This is a genomic window from Sutcliffiella halmapala (assembly GCF_050107295.1).
GTDB lineage: Bacteria > Bacillota > Bacilli > Bacillales > Bacillaceae_I > Sutcliffiella_A > Sutcliffiella_A halmapala_A.
Genome location: NZ_JBNIKR010000002.1, coordinates 209,105 through 227,409 on the forward strand (window position 1 = coordinate 209,105; position 18,305 = coordinate 227,409).

An 18,305-nucleotide genomic window follows, 5' to 3' on the forward strand; every position below is an offset into this window, starting at 1 on the left:
CTTGAAAATTGAAACATTACCAGGAGGGGAAAATTCATGGAAAAAGACTTGAAAATTCTTGTAGTGGACGACGAAGATCGAATCAGAAGGCTGTTGAGAATGTATCTCGAAAGAGAGAATTATACAATAGAGGAAGCGGACAATGGTCATACCGCATTGGAGTTGGCGCTGGAAAATGAATACGATGTCATTCTCCTTGATATCATGATGCCAGGCATGGACGGCATGGAGGTATGCAAGGAAATCCGTGAAAAGAAAGCGACTCCGATCATCATGCTGACAGCAAAAGGGGAAGAGACAAACCGTGTTCAGGGCTTTGAAGTTGGAACGGATGACTACATAGTGAAACCATTCAGTCCGAGGGAAGTGGTGCTTCGAGTAAAGGCGTTGCTGAGACGATCTTCGACCACAACCTTCCTGACAACGGAAACAACAACCAAGGATGTCATCGTGTTCCCTCATCTGACCATCGACAACGATGCACACCGGGTTACATCTGACGGCAAGGAAGTAAACTTGACGCCCAAAGAATACGAACTTCTCTATTTCCTTGCAAAATCTCCGGACAAGGTTTTTGACCGAGAGCAATTGCTGAAAGAAGTTTGGCAATATGAATTCTTTGGTGACTTACGAACCGTCGATACACACGTGAAACGACTTCGCGAAAAGTTGAATAAAGTATCAGAACCTGCTTCGAAAATGATTGTGACTGTATGGGGTGTCGGATACAAGTTTGAGGTCGGCAGTGACTCATGATTTGGAAAAGTGTAGTTGGTAAGCTCTGGCTTACCATTTTACTTTTAGTTTCCTTTGTCCTATTTGTCCTTACAATCCTGTTGCTGGAGTTTTTCGAAAACTACCATGTCAGTGAAGCGGAAAAGGAACTGTCAACGGATGCAAAGAAAATATCGCTCATTCTGGAACAGCATGCAGATAGTGAACAGGCGATGAGTATCGCATGGGAGTTGGCGGATGAAGCGACAAGGGTGGTAGTGTTTGCGGATAAGGAAGACTTTAGCCATTCCCCAAACAAAACGCTCAGTCATCTTCCGGCTTCCTTTTTCCTCGATGATCCACAGCTCTCCCTCGTATTCGAGGATCAGCCGATTGTCACGAAAAAAACCTATTTATCCGATATCAATATAGATGATGAAATGTATGGCGAAATCATGATTGTGGGAATTCCGCTTCACCTGGATGAAAACAAGGATGGAGCCGTATTCATCTACCAATCCTTGCTTGCCATCAAGGAAACAACGAAACAGACAACCCAGCTTATTTTACTCGCAGCCGGTTTTGCGATTTTCCTAACTACGATTTTTGCCTTTTTCCTTTCTACCAGAATAACAGCACCACTCCGGAAAATGAGGGAGGCTGCGTTTGAAATTGCACGTGGAAAGTTTGATACAAAGCTTCCGATGCTTACTCACGATGAAATTGGGGAGCTTGCGATGGCATTCAATCAGATGGGACGCCAGTTGAAATTCAATATTAATGCGCTGAACCAGGAAAAAGAGCATTTGGCGAACATCTTAAGCTCGATGGCGGATGGTGTTATCACCTTGAACCGGGATGGAACGATTCTTGTCTCGAATCCTCCTGCTGAACGCTTTTTGCAAGCCTGGTTCTACCAGGAAGGCAGCGACAATGGGGAAGACCTTCCGTCAGAGGTCAGGGATATGTTCCAGAGGGCGGTTTCCATTGAAAAGGAACAGGCAATTGAGCTCACCTACCAAGGACGCACATGGGTGATTGTGATGAGTCCGCTATACAGTCAAACACATATACGTGGGGCGGTTGCTGTTATCAGGGATATGACGGAAGAACGTAGGCTCGATAAGCTCCGCAAAGACTTTATCGCAAATGTATCACATGAACTTCGTACACCGATTTCCATGCTGCAGGGATACAGTGAAGCAATCGTCGATGATATTGCCGGAACGGATGAAGAGAAAAAAGAGCTTGCGTCTGTCATCTATGATGAGTCCCTGCGTATGGGGAGACTCGTTAACGATCTTCTCGACCTTGCAAGAATGGAAGCGGGTCATATTTTACTGACCTATGAACAAGCGAATGTTGCAGTATTTGTGGAAAAAATAATTCGCAAGTTTCAGGTGCTCTCAAAAGAAAAGAACATCCATCTAAGTTACGAGATGACAGGACAGGGCAAAATTGCATTTGATGTAGATCGAATGGAACAGGTACTGACCAATCTCGTTGACAATGCGATCCGTCATACGGAAAATGACGGAGTAATTACCATTCTAGTCAATTTGTCGGACCTCGGCCTGAAAATGGATGTGAAGGACTCTGGTCACGGTATTCCTGAAGAGGATCTGCCGTTTGTGTTTGAACGGTTCTATAAAGCGGACAAAGCGCGTACAAGGGGACGAGCAGGGACGGGACTCGGCCTTGCCATTGTAAAGAATATTGTCGAAGCGCATAATGGCCAGATCTCAGTTCATTCAAAATGGAATGAAGGAACGACATTTTCCCTTTTTATCCCACGAACAATGGGTTAATATGTTTAACATTAGCGAAAAATCTTGTTTACTATGAAACATTTTCTTGTCAGCAAGAGGCATATTGTGTAATATGTAAGCTAGTTAACTGAATAGTTTTGAAGATGTTGGTGTCACCTCGGTGACTTAAAACGGAATTTGGTGAAAGACCAAAACTGTCCCCGCAACTGTAAATGTGGACGAAATGAGATAACCACTGTATGATCCGGCTTGAGAAATCAGGCTGCCATATGGGAAGGCTCAAAGTAGGGTGAAGCATGAGTCAGTAGACCTGCCAATTGTCTAAACTTAGTTTCAATGCTTCGGGGGTTGAGTGAGAGACGGCGTTTATTTATACTTGCATTTCTTATGCCGTTTACACCTCATCCTTTATACTGGATGAGGTTTTTTATTTGCTTCTGTGGAGAGTTAACAAAAAGAGGGGACTTTTTAGCTTTACCTAATACATACATAAGGGGAAATGACAGATGAAGAAATTCTTACTGACGCTAATAGCAGCACTTACATTGGCTCTGACAGGATGTGCAACAGCAGAAAACAATACTAATACCAACACATCAACGGATGCACCGAAAGAGGAGCAGCAGGAAAAGCTGGAATCGACCATCAAGCTGACAAAGGATGGGGAAGAAGTAATCAGCGAGAAAACGGTGGAATTTGAAGAAGGCGAATCATTGATGGAAGTAATGGAACGTAACTTCGAATTGACCCTGGACGACACCAAGGAATTTATCGTCGGGATCGATGGGGTAGAGTCGGATACTGCCAACTCCTATTTCTGGACATATATGGTGAATGAGGAAGAAATCATGGTCGGTGCAAAAGAATACGTGCTTAAAGCAGAGGATGTTGTACACTTCGACTATGCAAAGTGGGAATAGTTATGCCTACGAAAAAGCTTGCATTATTAGGGGTGCTCATCGCTTTATGCGTAGTGGGGCGAATCGCATTCGCCTCCATTCCTAATGTGCAGCCTGTTACAGCGATCATCATCATCTGCTCCTTTTGGATGGGGCCGGTGACAGGATTGATTCTTGCTGCTGGCAGTACGATTGCCACCAATATGGTACTCGGAAGCGGCACATGGACGGTCACCCAAATCATTGCATGGTCAATTATCGGCTTGATGAGCGGAATGATCGGCAAATGGTTCCATAAGACACCTGTCGTAATTTTAGCAATCTATGCAGGCTTTTGCGGACTTTTGTACGGATTTGTAATGTCACTTGAACGTTTGGTCGTAGGTAAACTGTTTTGGCCCTACTATTTGGCAGGTATTCCGTTCGATGTGAACCATGCAATTGGGAATGTGGTATTTTTTATAGTACTATTTCCGGTATTATCAAGGCTGTTGAAGGAACGGGCGGCATATATGCTTCAATGAACAGGAAGGGGAGCCTTGAAAAGGGCTTCTCTTTTTTTGAGGTAATGCGAACAATCTAGTTCCATTTCATTCAACTTCTGAACTGACTGCCCCAGGATTCCCCAAAACAAAACAAAAAAGGTGCTCAAAGACCCCTACAAAGTTGACTGACCCTCCATTATAATGAAACAATATGGACTGCTTTTCCTGTTTTACAAAAAAGATTATCTTCAAAAATACCTATGAATAAATTCCTAAAAGAATATAGCCAAACTGTAATTTTTGTCATATATTTGTAATGTAACTTTTTTAATATAGTATACGACTAATCTAATGAACGGAGGGAAAGGATGAATACGGTTTTTCAAGAGCTCTATGAAAAATATCACCATGATGTCTTTCAGTTTTTATTTTATATGGTTAAAAACAAAGAGCAAGCCGAGGACCTCGTTCAAGAAGTTTATATAAAGGTTTTGCGTTCTTACGATCGGTTTGAGGGAAAGAGCAGCGAGAAGACCTGGCTTTTTTCGATCGCCAAGCATGTTGCAATAGATTCTTTCCGAAAGCAGAAGGGTTGGAAAAGTAAACTACTTGAAACTTTTGACTGGAGCACACAGCAGGTAAAAGATCTTGCGCCACTACCTGAAGAGATAGCTTTACAAAATGAACAGGTTCAACAAATGTACCGGTGTCTGGATAAATGTAAGATGGATCATCGTCTTGTCCTCGTCCTGCGGTACATACAAGCCTTATCAATCCAAGAAACAGCCCAAATTTTGGGGTGGACGGAAAGTAAGGTGAAAACAACTCAACATAGAGCTTTAAAAGTCCTGAAGGCTCATATGGAGGAACTCCAAGAGAAAGGGGGGAACAGTAATGCGTCATAAACAGCGTATGGAGGAAGAACAACTCGAAAAGCTTTTACGGCAGATGCCTAAAGTGAAAGATGACCGTGATCCAAAACAAATATTTCGTGAAGTACATGTTGGCCTTAATAAAAAACCACGCTCCTTCAACGTGATGCCTGCGCTTGCATTAGCCGCTGCGGTATTGATTTTTGCCATTATCTCACCTTTATTCCTGCAGAATATGAGTGGTTCCAATTCATCTATGGATCATGCAACCCAGAATTCAGACGGTGCAGGCATTATGGAAAGTGCCGAACGTGATGATACGGGGGATTCGGCGGAAGAGGAAAGCGTTGGAATACAAAGTGTAGATGAGGATGCACAGAGATCCATGGAAGACTCTGAAATTGCCTTGGATAGTGCGAAAGAGTCTGACAATAATGATTTCACTTCATTTTCAGCTGATCAACCGACTTTTGTCGTGACAAATGAGAAAGCTAAAGAAATGATGGTTGTTACAATTGGTGTTACAGCTACCGAACCACAGTCCAATATAGGGTGGCCATTCACATTTCCGGTTTCCGTTGAGGTGCCTTTGTCTCAAGGTAAATCGTATTTGGAGAACTTAGAAAGTATCAGAAATGAACTGGATTATAGTGCAATGGAAGTAGAGGAGCCTCTCCTGAATAGGGGGGCAGTGGTTACAGTAGCTCAAGATGGTGATGGCAAAGAAATGCCATCTGTAGAAATGAAAAATTTGTATTATGATTTATCATCAACCCAGGACTTTCAGTTTGATAATGAGATTGCTGAAACTTTCAGATTTAAGTATTTAAAATATCAATTTACAAGAGATGGGAAAAATAAGAACATAGAATATGGGAACAGTAGTCAAAATGGTCCTGTCGAAGCGGTGAAAATATCCAAAAAGGGCTATCATAAATTTATCAACAGACAGGGAAATGCCTTCCTTGTCCCAACTCAAGTAATCTTCAAGGATATGAACCAGGCACTGGATTCGATGAGAGAGGGTGCGGATATTTTCGAGGAACAAAGCGGTGTCGATCCTTCCATCCCAATGAGTATTACAATTGAAAGTGTTCAGGCAACAGGGGATACAGCGATAGTTGCCCTATCAAGCAGGAGTATGATGGAAAGCACGATAGAGAATATATTTGCTTTGGAATCCATCTTGATGACGGCTAAGGAATTCGGTTTCACTCAGGTTATTTTCAAGACCACTCAAGAAGGGCTGATCGGGAATGTTCCTTTAAATGAACCGGTCAATGTTCCTTATTCCCCAAACCCGATAACAATGCCTCAATAAGGATGAAAAGCGTGTAGAATGCACGCTTTTTTTCTATGTTCAAGAATCCTCTTACATATATAACAGATAAATGCAGAAGTTAGATTATGTATTTCCAATGCAAAGATGTGAACTGGCAGGAGATCATAATGGACGGCGGGTATACCGCTCAGTAATTTTATTTATTCTTTTTTGTAGAATGGGTGATGCAAGGAGGTACAATTAAACATCACTAGAAGTCCCTCCAGTAGAGCGACAATAATTTTCAGATAAATTTCACCAACGTGTCCCATTTCCATAGTATAATGGTTGAAACTGATTGGAGGGACGACCATTGCTTACCGATTATCACAATCATTTGGAACGAGGCACATTGACACTGGAATACCTGGAGAAATTTATTGAAGTGGCAAAGCTGAATGGAATTGCAGAATTGGGAATATCTGAGCATGCGTATCATTTTTATCAAACAAAGGATATCCTGAGCAACCCGTGGGTGGAAGAGCGTCGCTATTATGATATGGAAGATTATTACGGGTTGTTTAAAGAGGCATGGAATAAGGGGCATCACGTAAAATTCAGCATTGAAATGGATTACACTCCCGGAAAGCATAAGGAGATGAAGAAGTTTATCGATTCCTATCCTTTCGATTATGTGATTGGTTCGATTCATTGGGTGGGGGACTTCGGGATTGATCTGGCAGAGTTTCGAAAAGAGTGGGACAAAAGGGATACATATGAGGTGTATGAAAAGTACTTTGACCAAGTTATAACACTTGCAGAGTCAAACCTGTTTGATATCATCGGCCACCTGGATCTTGTGAAAATATTCAAATATGTTCCACAGGATGAAGAATTTCTGCTTGCCCAATATGAAAGAGCAACAAAAGCACTCGCCAATTCGAAGACATGTGTGGAGATCAGTACCGCGGGACTCAGAAAGCCAGTTGGCGAACTGTATCCAGATAAACGACTACTGCAAATGTGCCATCAAAAAGGAGTGCCGATCGTGCTCTCATCTGATGCCCATATACCTGAGCATGTAGGGTGTGATTATGACCAGGCGGTAGCCCTTGCCAAAGAGGTAGGCTACCGGACCATCATGATATTTGACAACGGTGAACGAAAAGAAGTGGAGCTGGGTTAACTTACGCTAGTTCCAAGGTCAAGGCGGTGGAGATATCCGGTATGAGAAGGATTTCATCCAGCAGATCCTTTTCTAAGGGCTTATCGACTGAAAGCATCATGATCGCTTTTCCGCCTTGAAGCATACGGCCTACATGCATCGTTGCAATGTTGGTTTCGTGCTTGCCAAAAATGTTTCCGAGCTGACCGATGACACCTGGGCGGTCATGATGCTGTACGTAGAGCAGGTGGCCGCTTGGGGCATAATCGATATCAAACCCGTTCATATGGACAATTCTGGCTCCGTATCCTTCGATGTAGGTTGCGCGGATGGTCAGATCCACTTGATTCCCTTTTGCACGAACTTCCATCAGATTGGAATAGCCATCGCTTTCGTTGCGATGTTTTTCTCCGTAATTTATACCGCGGTCCTTCGCAATGGAAGCGGCATTTACCTCATTTACAGTTTGATCGACCCTGTTTTGCAGAAACCCGGCAATGACACTTTTCGTGATAATGGAGGTCTCCCATTCCGTGATTTTTCCTGCATAGGCTGCTGTAATTTCTTCGATCGGACTGTTGGATACCTGGGACAGAATGGAGCCGACTTTTTTACCCAACTGGAAAAATGGCCTTATTTTATTCAGGATCTCTTTTGGAATGGTAGGAAGGTTGATGCTTGTTGTTACAGACTGCCCGTTCAAGAAGGCTAGAACATCCTTGGATACCTGAAAGGCAACATTATATTGAGCCTCTTTGGTTGATGCCCCCAAGTGAGGAGTGGCAATGACATTCTTATGCTGAATCAGCTCCGATTTGGTTGGCGGCTCGACTTCAAATACGTCAAGGGCGGCTCCTGCTACATGACCTGAATTCAAGTTTTCGAGCAGGGCATCCTCATCGATGATTCCACCTCTTGCACAGTTCACTAAAAATACCCCTGGTTTCAAGATCGACATATTTCCGGAATTTAAGAGGCCCCTGGTTTCTTTGGTAAGCGGAGTATGTACCGTAATGATATCTGCGCTCCTCATTACTTCCTCGAGGGAAAGAGAGACAACATCAAGTTTTTCGGCACGACTTTCCGTCAGAAATGGATCGTAGACTGCCACTTTCATCTGAAATGCCTTGGCGCGCTTCGCAATCTCACTCCCGATTCGCCCAAATCCTACAATCCCGAGCGTTTTTCCGAAAAGCTCCGTCCCTACGAACTTTTTACGATCCCAATGAGCACTCTTGACATTCATGTTCGCCTGAGGGATATGGCGTACAAGGGAGGAAATCATGGCAAACGTATGCTCAGCAGTGGAGATGGTGTTTCCATCTGGTGCATTGATCACCACAACTCCTTTTTTAGTCGCTGCTGCCACATCGATATTATCGACTCCTACACCAGCTCTTGCGATGACCTTCAGGTTTGGCAATTGATTTAACAGTTCTTCATCTACTTGAGTTGCACTTCTAACGAGTAAAGCATCTATTTCATCATATGAAAAAGTGGTGTTCTGATCTTTTCTGTATACCCGGACATTTTCAGCCTCTAACAAAGGAGCAAGACCATCAGCGCTAATTGAATCTGCAACATAAATATGAAACATGTTATCCCTCCGAAATATTATAAAATTTCTGATAACTTAACATCTTAAAGGAAGGCTGTCAATAACTTTCACACAGGTCGAACCTATGTAAGCGCTACAAGTTTTTTGTAAGGCGATCTAAATGAATTTCAATTCAAATTCTTCCCTTTTTACTATTTTACGAGTATAATAACTTTGTAAATAAAATAACATGATCTATCTTCGGGGCAGGGTGAAATTCCCGATCGGCGGTGATGAGTTTTTCTTCTCTAAGCCCGCGAGCCGTTTAATTAGAAAATAGAGTGTAGTTACTCATTGCAATGAATTTAGCGGTGTCTAGCTACAGCGGCTAGGCCCTCGAGGTCATAAGCCATTTTCCTACAGAGGTCAAAGAACGACCTCCTACAGAGGTCAAAGAACGACCTCCTCCGGAAACTGTCTTATGCTTGTCGGGCCTGAACGAGCCGCTTTCGCTTTTCTTATAGGCAGGATTTGGTTCAATTCCAAAGCCGACAGTTACAGTCTGGATGGGAGAAGATGGAGGTTCAAAGAACGTTAAAAAACGAGTGTTTTTAACGCTTATTTGTCTATGCCTTCACACACTCCCCGCATGCTTTTCGAGCAGCGGGTTTTTTCGTGGATGAAGTCATGGCACAAATAAATTTTTTTGAATTTCTCTTTTCGTACAAGGTGGATCTCCAACAAAAAGGAGAGAGTCGAATGAATCAGAGAGTACGTATCAAGAAAATGGTAACAGTGGGGATGTTGAGTGGAATCTCATATCTTTTAATGTGGTTAAGCTTCCCATTGCCGTTATTACCGCCATATTTATCCGTCGATTTCAGTGATGTACCTGCATTGCTGGCTGCAATCATCTTCGGACCAGTTGCAGGGATTACGGTGGAATTGATTAAAAATCTTCTGCACTACATGGTACAAGGAAGTATGACAGGTGTTCCTGTCGGACAGATGGCAAACTTCACGGCAGGGGTATTATTTATCCTTCCGACCTACTTTATCTTCAAAAAAATCCGTACAACCAAAGGTCTTGGGTTAGGACTCGTGGCAGGTACAGCCTCCATGGCAGTGATGATGAGCGTGTTGAACTATTATGTATTTTTACCGGCATTCACGTATTTTTTGAATGTTCCAATGGGATCTTCAGCTGTCGTCATAAAATCAATCGTATATGGCATCTTGCCGTTTAATATAATCAAGGGACTAATCGTGACATTCCTGTTCCTGTTACTTTACAAAAAGCTTTCGTTCTGGCTCGAGCGCCAGTGGTTCACTAGAAACGTATAAAAAGAGCCGCATTCCTTAATTGGGATGCGGCTCTTTGCATGTACTATTCAAATTTTAGAGCATCTCCGTCAAACGGCTCGTCTGCCACTTTGATGGAATCTGTAGGACAGCCTTCGAATGCGTCCATCATATCATCTTCCAACACATCAGGAATTTCAACGATTCCTTGGTTGTCATCAAGTGTTACGAAAGCAATGCCTTCGTCGTCATAGTCATAGATGTCTGGAGCTGCAGCGCCACATGCGCCACAAGCGATGCAAGTTTCTTTGTCAACAATCGTATATTTTGCCATGAAAATAAACCTCCCAATTTGTAACTATACAATAAGATTAACATTTCCAAAAATTAGATGGAAACGAATTCCTCATACTTTATATTGTAAAACTGTTTTCCTAACTTTTCAATAGAAAAGTCAATGAGAATGCTTATCACATAAGGGTTCTCCCATTCTATTCATCATTTACCCGACCATTTGTCGAGATAAACATGTCACATTTCAGCAAAATTTTGATAAAATGGGGATAGATGAAAAAAGGTGTTGAAATTTGTTGAAATCATTCGAATATCTATGTTTATTTTGTATTCGTGCTTTTCGCGGGGAAAGAACTTCCTCTGCCATTTATCATTTGCTAAAAGGGAAGAAGTCATCCCAAACAATTCAGGACGGCAATCTTTATTCTCTAGCCTTTTTATTCGGTCTTTTGCCAGACCTTTCGCGCGCTGAGCTTGATTCGACCATTGCTCGCTTTGAGCAGTATCAATTAATCGCTCTTAAAGACGACTTTTACCATCTAACGGAGAAAGGAATGGCGGTTCTGGAAAAAGAGGCGGAAAACTTTCCGTTCCCTGAATATCTAAATGGCTGGGAATACAAAGGGAAGGCGGATGTGTTGTGGAAAAGATATAGCTTGTTGATCCAGACATTGTCAAATCTCCAAATGGGCAGAACGGATTTTATCCCGGTTCAATATGAAGAAACAGTTCAACACTTTGTGAAAAAAATCTTATTACAGCGTTGGATTCCTAAAAAAGAGTTATGCGAATTAATCTATAAAGAGACCTTTGATATTTTAGAAAGTGTGGGAGACCAGCAAGCATACATATTCGTTTCCCAGCTTTCCGGTCACTTACACAGTGGACTCACCCTCCTGCAGATATCCAAAAAACTTAGGCTTGATGAAACTTGGGTACATCTGGAGTTTCAGGCTGCACTTCATTATATGCTGCAGCAAGTAGAAAGGAATGTTGGCCATTATCCAATCATAAGCAAGTTATGCTTGGATATGATTCATCGGCCAAATTTGACGGCTACTACTCAAAAGACCTTTTATTTATTGGAAAGGGGCTACAAATTGGAAGAAATCGCAGCTGCAAGAAACCTTAAGCAAAGTACCATCGAGGATCACATTGTAGAGCTGGCGCTTCACCTTGAATCCTTTTCCATTTCACCTTATGTTACAAAAGAAAGGGCACAGATTATCCAACAAGCTGCCTATTCGTTGAAAACCAACCAGTTGAAAAGGATAAAGGAGTATGTGGGATTGGCGGATATCAGCTATTTTCAAATAAGACTAGTCCTGACAAAGATGGGTGATATGCATGGATAGTAGAAGCCTTCTACTGAAAAAGCTCGGTTTCACCGACTTTAAGCCTGGTCAAAGAGAGATTATAGATGATGTCCTTAAGAAAAAGGATGTTGTCGCACTCTTGCCTACAGGGGGAGGGAAATCACTGTGCTATCAACTTTCTGGCTATTTGCTTGAAGGACATGTAGTGATTGTTTCTCCACTACTTTCCCTTATGGAAGATCAAGTACAGCAGATGAAGTCCAAGGGTGAAAAGAACGTAATCGCCATCAATTCATTTTTAAGCTTCCATGAGAAAGAAAAGCTATTGTACGCAGATTTCTCGCGTTTTAAATTTATTTTCATTTCACCCGAAATGCTGCAGGTCAGACGCTGGCTAACAAAGCTTCAGAAGTTACCAATCGGTCTGTTTGTAGTGGATGAGGCCCATTGCGTTTCACAATGGGGGCATGATTTCAGAACGGATTATCTGAAGCTTGGTGAAGTGAGAGACAAACTCGGAAAACCTCCCTGCCTGGCATTAACAGCTACTGCGACAGATAGCGTGATAATGGATATAAAGAAGTACCTTCAGTTAGAGTCGACTAATGAGCATATCAATTCGATTGATCGGCCGAACATTGCCTATCAAGTAGAACATATCCAGAGCAACCAGGAGAAAAAGAAACGCCTTCTGGAGCTCGTGAAGCTTTTCCAACCTCCGGGGATTGTATATTTTTCTAGTAGAACAAAAGCGGAACAGATCAGTCATTATCTGGAAGAACAAGGTGTGGACCGAGTTGCTTTCTATCATGCAGGCCTCGCGCAGGAACAGCGGATTCTTATCCAACAACAGTTTCTCCTTGGGCAGTTGGATATTATCTGCTGCACCAGTGCATTCGGAATGGGCATCAACAAAGCGGATGTGCGATTTGTCATTCATTATCATCAGCCAACTCAGCTGGAATCCTATGTCCAAGAAATAGGGAGAGCTGGACGTGATGGTGGAAAAAGTATCACAGTTCTATTGAAAAGTAATGAGGATCTCATGTTGCCTCAGCTCTTAATCGAACATGAGCTGCCAGATGAAGAGTTTGTCTCAGCTGTTTTGACGGAGCTTGTGAATAAATGGAGCGCCATAGAATCACTCACAGATGAAATGATGACAGACTTGGAAGTAAGATTCCCGGCAAGTGAGACCCATTGGAGGTATTTAACCTACCACTTGACAAGTTTTATCGGGAATAATGGCCCACTCACGGAGGTGAATTTGGAGTTGTGTGCGGCTTTTTTGAAAAAGGAGATTCAACTCCGGACATCAGCTAAACAGAATAAGCTTCGCAGCTTTGATAGTTGGACATTTGAATTAGGGTGCAGGAGAAGAGGGATCCTCGCTTATTTTGGTGAAGAGGCGGGTCCTCCGATAATAAACTGTTGCGATTATTGCGGACTTGAACTGGAAGATTATTCAAAAAATGAAGAGAAGCGGAAAAGCGTGACAGGTGATGCTTCGTCTTGGAAACAACTATTAGCAAAAATATTAGTACAGGAAGATTGAATATGAAAAATAAACAGGCGGAAATGGTTAAGAGAATGAGTGACAAGGAACTGTTGTATCACTTATATGTATCACAGCTCCTATTTTTCCTCGTTGCAGTTGTTCTTGCTTTTTTTCTCTATGAAAGATGGAACGAATTTCTGCTCCTATTGGAATGGGACATTGAAGAGGTTTTCATCATTGGATCATTTGTGGGGATTGCAGTAGTGTTGATCGATCTTATGCTGATGAAATATGTCCCAAGGCACCTGATGGACGATGGGGGCATCAATGAGAAAATGTTTCAAAAGAGAAGTGTTATACACATAGTAGGTTTGGCTCTTCTTATTGCATCAGTGGAGGAGCTGCTTTTCAGGGGCGTGATTCAGACTCATTTCGGGATCTGGATTGCTAGCATCATATTTGCCATTATGCATATCCGATATCTTCATAAGTGGTTATTACTGATATCAGTAATCCTATTAAGCTTTCTATTGGGCTTTTTGTATGAATGGACTGAAAATCTTCTTGTGACAATTTGGGCTCATTTCATCATAGACGTGCTGTTGGCACTGAAAATAAGAAGCGAGTATATAAAGAAAACCGACAATGGGGAGGTTAGTGAGGATTATGAAGAACGAGATGAATAGACAAGATCAGGCGGATTCCTTACGAGATGAGGTTGAAAAAGCTGCGGCTGAAAAGCTTCCTTCCAGGAGCGAAATACACGCCGAGAAACGAAATAAAACGAAATGGAAAATTAATTTCCCTATTCTACGGTTGCTCGGCATCGCTTTTTTATTGATACCAATCACCATTTTGGCACTTCATTTTAATAACAAAGAAGAAAATGTATTGAAATCTTTATTTCCTATTAACGGAAGTGTAGAATCCTATGATCAGATCAACATTCCTTCCAAAACAAATACGAAAGAAGCGATTGAATTTGACAGGAATGAAGAAGAAAATACGGTAGTGGAAGATGAAGAGACCAAGGAGGAAGTTGCCTCTGTCGAAACCATCAATACGAATGCTCAAACAGACAACGGCAAAACCCCCCCTGCAGAAACAAAACCGGAACCTCCTCCAGTAGCTGCTGAGCCGGAAGAAACTGAAGAAGTGATAGATGAAGAAAAGATAGAAGAAAATGTGGAATATGTGGAGCATGTGGTCGCTAGCGGGGAAACTTTATACAGAATCTCCATGAAATACTACAACAGTAGAGCTGGAGAGAAGATCATCAGCGATTATAATAACCTCACTAATCAGCAGGTGAATGCGGGGCAGAAACTTACCATTCCAATCAAAAAAAACGGGTGAAGCAAAGTACAGGGACTACAATTTAGTCCTTGTGCTTTTTTTGTGCCATTTGGCATCATACAAGCTCTCTTATATGCATAAGGTTTATTAATAGAACGGCTGTGAGGTGGTATGGATGGAGCCTGAAATTCAAAGGTTGGATAAGCATACAGATGAAGCTACAAAGAAAACCCTGCAGCTTCTTGTTTCAAAAAAAAGAAAGTTTGATCAGTTTAAGAAAAGAGAATGGCACTGGAGATTATCCACGTTTCTGACATTCGGGCTATTCCTTGCGTATATCTACTATTACATTTTTTTGAATGGATCTAGCTATGGGGAAATGTTCGCTTATTTTTTTGACAGAACAGTGCACTTTTATGTGGTGATGTTCATCGGTTGCCAGTTGGGCATGATTAAATATTTATTATACAAAAAGGATAAAGCCGAAAAAGAGTACCATGCCCTGCGCAAGGAAATGGTCAAACGCAGCGATGATTACTGGGCTCAGCCCGAAGAATGGAAGCAGCGTCACCAAGTATTTGAAATGATGAAAAAGGAATTTGATATCAATCTATACCATGAAACGAAATAGGCCCTTTGAGGGTCTTATTTTTCGTTACTGGTAAACACCGCTGTTGATTTCCGCACTAGGCTTCGCTTTCCGCGGGGCTTGCGTGAGCCCCCTCGGCTACGCCAGTGGGGTCTCCACTAAACGCTACCTCCCGCAGGACAAGGAAAGCTTCGGAAGCGATACATCGCACGCAGAAAATGCTCGCATTTTCATGGAGTCTTCGCCTATTGCTCCAATCGACAGCTAGCGGTCTTTAAAATCAACCTGATGCTTTAACGCAGCCTTTTTTTAAATAATGCTTATTTCGGATGCCCAATGTTACCGGTTGATCTCCGCTCTAGGATGCAGCAAAAGTCGATATCTTCTTTTGGTTATTGTTAAGCCGCAACATTAATTGAGGATGCCCATGTTGATTGAAGTGCAAGGCATGAGACTCCTGCGGAAGCAGCGTGTCAAGGGAGACCCCGCAGGCGCAAAGCGCCGAGGAGGCTCCCGAGGCCGCCCTGGATAAGCGGATGCCTGGAACGGAAATCAACAGGGTGTTTAATGTAGTTATTTTATTTGAATAGTAGCCCCTTGTTTTAAACTACAAACTTTACAACTTGATCTTTTATAATAATACCTGAAATGGCAATAAACTGACCAATGAAGAGTTTTATGGTATGATTCTGTAACATTCATTTAACGGAGAGAGAAGGGACGTTACCGATGACAATTGTATATATCTTTGGGGCAGCCTTTGTGTGTGGGCTTATACTGCTTTTATACATGTTCAAGCAAGCAAAGGAAGAGACAATAAAGGAAGAAACATTGGCATTTCCTGAGTTTCCTGCCAGCTTCGGAAAGGTATCCATCTTTTTTATTTCTGATATTCATAGAAGAAAGCTATCTTCAGAATTTATACAGCAGCTCGAAGGGAAAGTCGATTTTGTTGTAATTGGCGGAGACCTTGCGGAGAAAGGCGTTTCTTTGGAACAAGTAAAAGAGAATATTCAAGTTTTGAAAAAGCTGGGTCTGATATTTTTTGTATGGGGTAACAATGATTATGAATTGGATTATCACGAACTGGATTCCCTGCTGTTGCACAACGGGGTGAAAATATTGGACAATACTGCTTTCAAGTTCGAGTCAGATACCGGGGAACTTCTTGAGATTATCGGGGTGGACGATATGATTCATGAAAGGGACGATTTGAAGCTTGCCTTGCAGGATGGGACAAAAGATAGCTTTAAAATCTTGGTCAGCCATGACCCGAAGGTAGTAGAAAAGTTCTCGGGTAAAGATAAAATCAGTCTTGTTTTAAGTGGACATACCCATGGAGGGCAAATCCGTATTTTCGGCTATGGACCTCACGAAAAAGGAGCAATCCTTCATCTTCCACACACCACGCTCTTAGTAAGCAACGGTTTTGGAACCACGATGATTCCTTTGAGACTTGGCGCTCCACCTGAAACCCATCTTTTAACGATAACGACGAAAATATGAAATGGGCGACTGGTTGGTCTGGTGATTGGACTGCTCAGTCGTTTTTTTAAAAGTATAGGAAATCGAAGTTTGTATTATTCAAAACCTATACAAAGTTTACACGATGAGTTTCCTCCTATATAATTCAACTAAGGATTTTGTTAGGAGAGAAAGGGATTTTTATGTCAAAAAATGAAGGTAAGTATAATATTAAAGCAGCCTCAAAAATGCTGGGAATTCAACCTGGGACGCTTCGTGCCTGGGAAAGAAGATATCAGATGATTGCACCCGTGCGTAACGACTCTGGTCATCGCCTTTATACGGAGGAGCATATTAAAATATTGAAGTGGCTTATCCAAAAAGTGAATAAGGGTTTTACCATTAGTCAGGCAGTATCCTTGCTTGATAAGGATCAACAGGCGCTCTTGGAGACTGATGGTAGTGATTCAACTGCCAATCAGGATTTTTCCAAGGATCTATTGGAGGAACTATTAAAGGCCCTACTTGAGTTTGATGAAGGCCATGCCCATGAAATAATGGATAAAATATTCAGCTTATATTCAGTCGAAAAGGTTTTGATTGATATTTTAGGAACATTACTAGTCAAGGTGGGGGACCTTTGGGAGAATGCGGAAATATCCAGTGCGCATGAGCATTTCGCATCCGCTTTTCTTCGTTCTCGAATTGGGATGATTCTCCATGGACTGCCAGTGAATGGATTTTTGCCCAAAACGGTATCGGTTTGTGGACCAGGGGAATGGCATGAGCTAGGGTTGTTGATCTATACGCTGTTTGTCAGAAGAAAAGGGTTCGAAACCATTTATCTTGGAACCAGCATAGCCGATAATGATATTCATATCGTGCTGAAGGAAATAAAACCGAAATTTCTATTTTTGTCCTGTACGCTATCCATCAACCTTCCGAAAACACTGGAAATGGTGGATGATCTGCACAGAGACTATCCGGAGCTGATTATTGGGCTCGGTGGCTCTGCTGTTGATAGGATGCCGGAGCATAAACAAAACGAGTATCAAGAATTTTTGATCGGAAACACCATGAAAGAATGGGAAGACTGGCTTAAACAACATATGGCTGCCAAGAATTAATATAATTTACTTCCATTCTATGGGGGAACGTAACGAACCAACTTACCACTCTTATCATAAAATGTAAGAAGTAGCAGGGTGTAAAGGTTGGGAGGAGTCTTTCATGCGGCTGGAACGAATCAACTACAATAAAATAAAGATATTCCTCACGTTTGATGACCTCGATGAAAGAGGGTTGACAAAAGAGGATCTATGGAAGGACTCGCAGAAGGTTCATCAGCTGTTCCGTGACATGATTGATGAAGCGAGCGAAGAATTGGGTTTTGAAGTGAGTGGCTCCTTGGCCGTTGAGGTATATGCATTACAAGCTCAAGGCATGGTCGTCATTGTAACATCCACGGATGAAGAGTTATTGGAAGAGGAATTTACCGATGACTACATCGAAATGCAAGTAACCGTTGATGAAAGTAATGAATTGTTTTATGAGTTCCATTCGTTTGACCACCTTATCGATTTAGCAAAACGTTTAAAGCACTTTCATATAAATGGTGGCATGATCTATTCACTCGAGAATATCTTTTATCTTCTTTTAGAGGAAGAAACGCCTCCAAGCATGGATATTGATGCGCTGATTGCTGTGTTATCAGAATACGGTTTTCCTTCTACCATGACTACTCACCGGGTGCACGAGTACGGAAAGATCATTATGGAGAAGAATGCTTTTCAACAATTGAATGCCTATTTCAACTGAGTTCCAGCCGTGTCTACGCTTTTTGT

The 18,305-nt window shown here is 42.1% G+C and carries 18 protein-coding genes and 1 riboswitch; of the genes, 16 read left to right on the forward strand and 2 right to left on the reverse strand.

What is annotated here, in order from left to right:
• Positions 1 to 36 precede the first annotated feature (36 nt).
• The 7 genes from ACQCT5_RS04910 to ACQCT5_RS04940 all read left to right on the forward strand — a co-directional run bounded on the left by ACQCT5_RS04910 (position 37) and on the right by ACQCT5_RS04940 (position 7,186).
• Positions 37 to 756: a response regulator transcription factor gene (locus tag ACQCT5_RS04910; RefSeq protein ID WP_499639574.1), complete on the forward strand. Its 720-nt coding sequence runs from the start codon at positions 37 to 39 to the stop codon at positions 754 to 756.
• Positions 753 to 2,522: an ATP-binding protein gene (locus tag ACQCT5_RS04915; RefSeq protein WP_499639576.1), complete on the forward strand. Its 1,770-nt coding sequence runs from the start codon at positions 753 to 755 to the stop codon at positions 2,520 to 2,522. Before ACQCT5_RS04910 ends, ACQCT5_RS04915 begins: the two co-directional genes overlap by 4 nt.
• Before the next feature lie 91 nt (positions 2,523 to 2,613).
• Positions 2,614 to 2,815, forward strand: a riboswitch (cobalamin riboswitch).
• 174 nt (positions 2,816 to 2,989) lie between these two features.
• A complete protein-coding gene (locus tag ACQCT5_RS04920) occupies positions 2,990 to 3,403 on the forward strand; it encodes a DUF4430 domain-containing protein (protein ID WP_499639578.1) in 414 nt (137 codons plus the stop codon).
• 2 nt (positions 3,404 to 3,405) lie between these two features.
• Entirely contained in the window at positions 3,406 to 3,906 is a 501-nt protein-coding gene (locus ACQCT5_RS04925; protein ID WP_499639580.1) for an ECF transporter S component, read from the forward strand.
• Between the two features lie 329 nt (positions 3,907 to 4,235).
• Positions 4,236 to 4,772 (forward strand): RNA polymerase sigma factor SigX, encoded by a 537-nt coding sequence (gene sigX / locus ACQCT5_RS04930; RefSeq protein ID WP_499639582.1) that lies wholly within the window; start codon positions 4,236 to 4,238, stop codon positions 4,770 to 4,772.
• Positions 4,762 to 6,060 carry a hypothetical protein gene (locus ACQCT5_RS04935; protein ID WP_499639584.1) on the forward strand — a complete coding sequence of 433 codons (1,299 nt, stop codon included), beginning with the start codon at positions 4,762 to 4,764 and terminating at the stop codon, positions 6,058 to 6,060. Before sigX ends, ACQCT5_RS04935 begins: the two co-directional genes overlap by 11 nt.
• A 313-nt stretch (positions 6,061 to 6,373) precedes the next feature.
• Positions 6,374 to 7,186, forward strand: coding sequence for a histidinol-phosphatase (locus ACQCT5_RS04940; RefSeq protein ID WP_499639586.1), 813 nt, complete (start codon positions 6,374 to 6,376; stop codon positions 7,184 to 7,186).
• A gap of 1 nt (position 7,187) precedes the next feature.
• Here ACQCT5_RS04940 and serA read toward each other — a convergent pair whose 3' ends face one another.
• Positions 7,188 to 8,762, reverse strand: a complete 1,575-nt coding sequence (gene serA, locus ACQCT5_RS04945) for a phosphoglycerate dehydrogenase (protein ID WP_499639587.1) — start codon at positions 8,760 to 8,762, stop codon at positions 7,188 to 7,190.
• Positions 8,763 to 9,461: 699 nt separating this feature from the next.
• On the opposite strand from serA, the gene ACQCT5_RS04950 reads away from it, so the two are divergent.
• The gene (locus ACQCT5_RS04950; protein ID WP_499639589.1) at positions 9,462 to 10,046 is read left to right on the forward strand and encodes an ECF transporter S component; all 585 of its coding nucleotides are present in this window, start codon (positions 9,462 to 9,464) and stop codon (positions 10,044 to 10,046) included.
• Between the two features lie 43 nt (positions 10,047 to 10,089).
• Here ACQCT5_RS04950 and ACQCT5_RS04955 read toward each other — a convergent pair whose 3' ends face one another.
• Positions 10,090 to 10,338, reverse strand: a complete 249-nt coding sequence (locus tag ACQCT5_RS04955; RefSeq protein WP_204418088.1) for a ferredoxin — start codon at positions 10,336 to 10,338, stop codon at positions 10,090 to 10,092.
• Between the two features lie 256 nt (positions 10,339 to 10,594).
• On the opposite strand from ACQCT5_RS04955, the gene ACQCT5_RS04960 reads away from it, so the two are divergent.
• The 8 genes from ACQCT5_RS04960 (at position 10,595) to ACQCT5_RS04995 (ending at position 18,279) form a co-directional block, all read left to right on the forward strand.
• On the forward strand, positions 10,595 to 11,653 hold the full coding sequence (locus tag ACQCT5_RS04960) for a YpbB family protein (RefSeq protein WP_499639592.1): 1,059 nt from the start codon (positions 10,595 to 10,597) through the stop codon (positions 11,651 to 11,653).
• Positions 11,646 to 13,169, forward strand: a complete 1,524-nt coding sequence (locus ACQCT5_RS04965; protein WP_499639594.1) for a RecQ family ATP-dependent DNA helicase — start codon at positions 11,646 to 11,648, stop codon at positions 13,167 to 13,169. The genes ACQCT5_RS04960 and ACQCT5_RS04965 overlap by 8 nt, the downstream gene beginning before the upstream one ends.
• 2 nt (positions 13,170 to 13,171) lie before the next feature.
• Positions 13,172 to 13,798, forward strand: a complete 627-nt coding sequence (locus ACQCT5_RS04970) for a CPBP family intramembrane glutamic endopeptidase (protein WP_499639596.1) — start codon at positions 13,172 to 13,174, stop codon at positions 13,796 to 13,798.
• A complete protein-coding gene (locus tag ACQCT5_RS04975; RefSeq protein WP_499639598.1) occupies positions 13,779 to 14,468 on the forward strand; it encodes a LysM peptidoglycan-binding domain-containing protein in 690 nt (229 codons plus the stop codon). Before ACQCT5_RS04970 ends, ACQCT5_RS04975 begins: the two co-directional genes overlap by 20 nt.
• Before the next feature lie 115 nt (positions 14,469 to 14,583).
• Entirely contained in the window at positions 14,584 to 15,039 is a 456-nt protein-coding gene (locus ACQCT5_RS04980; RefSeq protein ID WP_499639599.1) for a DUF2663 family protein, read from the forward strand.
• Between the two features lie 687 nt (positions 15,040 to 15,726).
• Positions 15,727 to 16,503 carry a metallophosphoesterase gene (locus tag ACQCT5_RS04985; protein WP_499639601.1) on the forward strand — a complete coding sequence of 259 codons (777 nt, stop codon included), beginning with the start codon at positions 15,727 to 15,729 and terminating at the stop codon, positions 16,501 to 16,503.
• A 161-nt stretch (positions 16,504 to 16,664) separates the two neighbouring features.
• Positions 16,665 to 17,588 (forward strand): MerR family transcriptional regulator, encoded by a 924-nt coding sequence (locus tag ACQCT5_RS04990; protein ID WP_499639603.1) that lies wholly within the window; start codon positions 16,665 to 16,667, stop codon positions 17,586 to 17,588.
• Between the two features lie 103 nt (positions 17,589 to 17,691).
• The gene (locus ACQCT5_RS04995; RefSeq protein ID WP_499639605.1) at positions 17,692 to 18,279 is read left to right on the forward strand and encodes a genetic competence negative regulator; all 588 of its coding nucleotides are present in this window, start codon (positions 17,692 to 17,694) and stop codon (positions 18,277 to 18,279) included.
• Positions 18,280 to 18,305 lie beyond the last annotated feature (26 nt).

Coding starts and splice junctions, on each gene's coding strand:
- ACQCT5_RS04925 (WP_499639580.1), top strand. CDS start 3,406: ATGCCTACGAAAAAGCTTGCATTATTAGGGGTGCTCATCGCTTTATGC.
- ACQCT5_RS04980 (WP_499639599.1), top strand. CDS start 14,584: ATGGAGCCTGAAATTCAAAGGTTGGATAAGCATACAGATGAAGCTACA.
- ACQCT5_RS04915 (WP_499639576.1), top strand. CDS start 753: ATGATTTGGAAAAGTGTAGTTGGTAAGCTCTGGCTTACCATTTTACTT.
- ACQCT5_RS04965 (WP_499639594.1), top strand. CDS start 11,646: ATGGATAGTAGAAGCCTTCTACTGAAAAAGCTCGGTTTCACCGACTTT.
- ACQCT5_RS04995 (WP_499639605.1), top strand. CDS start 17,692: ATGCGGCTGGAACGAATCAACTACAATAAAATAAAGATATTCCTCACG.
- serA (WP_499639587.1), bottom strand. CDS start 8,762: ATGTTTCATATTTATGTTGCAGATTCAATTAGCGCTGATGGTCTTGCT.
- ACQCT5_RS04970 (WP_499639596.1), top strand. CDS start 13,172: ATGAAAAATAAACAGGCGGAAATGGTTAAGAGAATGAGTGACAAGGAA.
- ACQCT5_RS04950 (WP_499639589.1), top strand. CDS start 9,462: ATGAATCAGAGAGTACGTATCAAGAAAATGGTAACAGTGGGGATGTTG.
- ACQCT5_RS04935 (WP_499639584.1), top strand. CDS start 4,762: ATGCGTCATAAACAGCGTATGGAGGAAGAACAACTCGAAAAGCTTTTA.
- ACQCT5_RS04910 (WP_499639574.1), top strand. CDS start 37: ATGGAAAAAGACTTGAAAATTCTTGTAGTGGACGACGAAGATCGAATC.
- ACQCT5_RS04990 (WP_499639603.1), top strand. CDS start 16,665: ATGTCAAAAAATGAAGGTAAGTATAATATTAAAGCAGCCTCAAAAATG.
- sigX (WP_499639582.1), top strand. CDS start 4,236: ATGAATACGGTTTTTCAAGAGCTCTATGAAAAATATCACCATGATGTC.
- ACQCT5_RS04985 (WP_499639601.1), top strand. CDS start 15,727: ATGACAATTGTATATATCTTTGGGGCAGCCTTTGTGTGTGGGCTTATA.
- ACQCT5_RS04975 (WP_499639598.1), top strand. CDS start 13,779: ATGAAGAACGAGATGAATAGACAAGATCAGGCGGATTCCTTACGAGAT.
- ACQCT5_RS04955 (WP_204418088.1), bottom strand. CDS start 10,338: ATGGCAAAATATACGATTGTTGACAAAGAAACTTGCATCGCTTGTGGC.
- ACQCT5_RS04920 (WP_499639578.1), top strand. CDS start 2,990: ATGAAGAAATTCTTACTGACGCTAATAGCAGCACTTACATTGGCTCTG.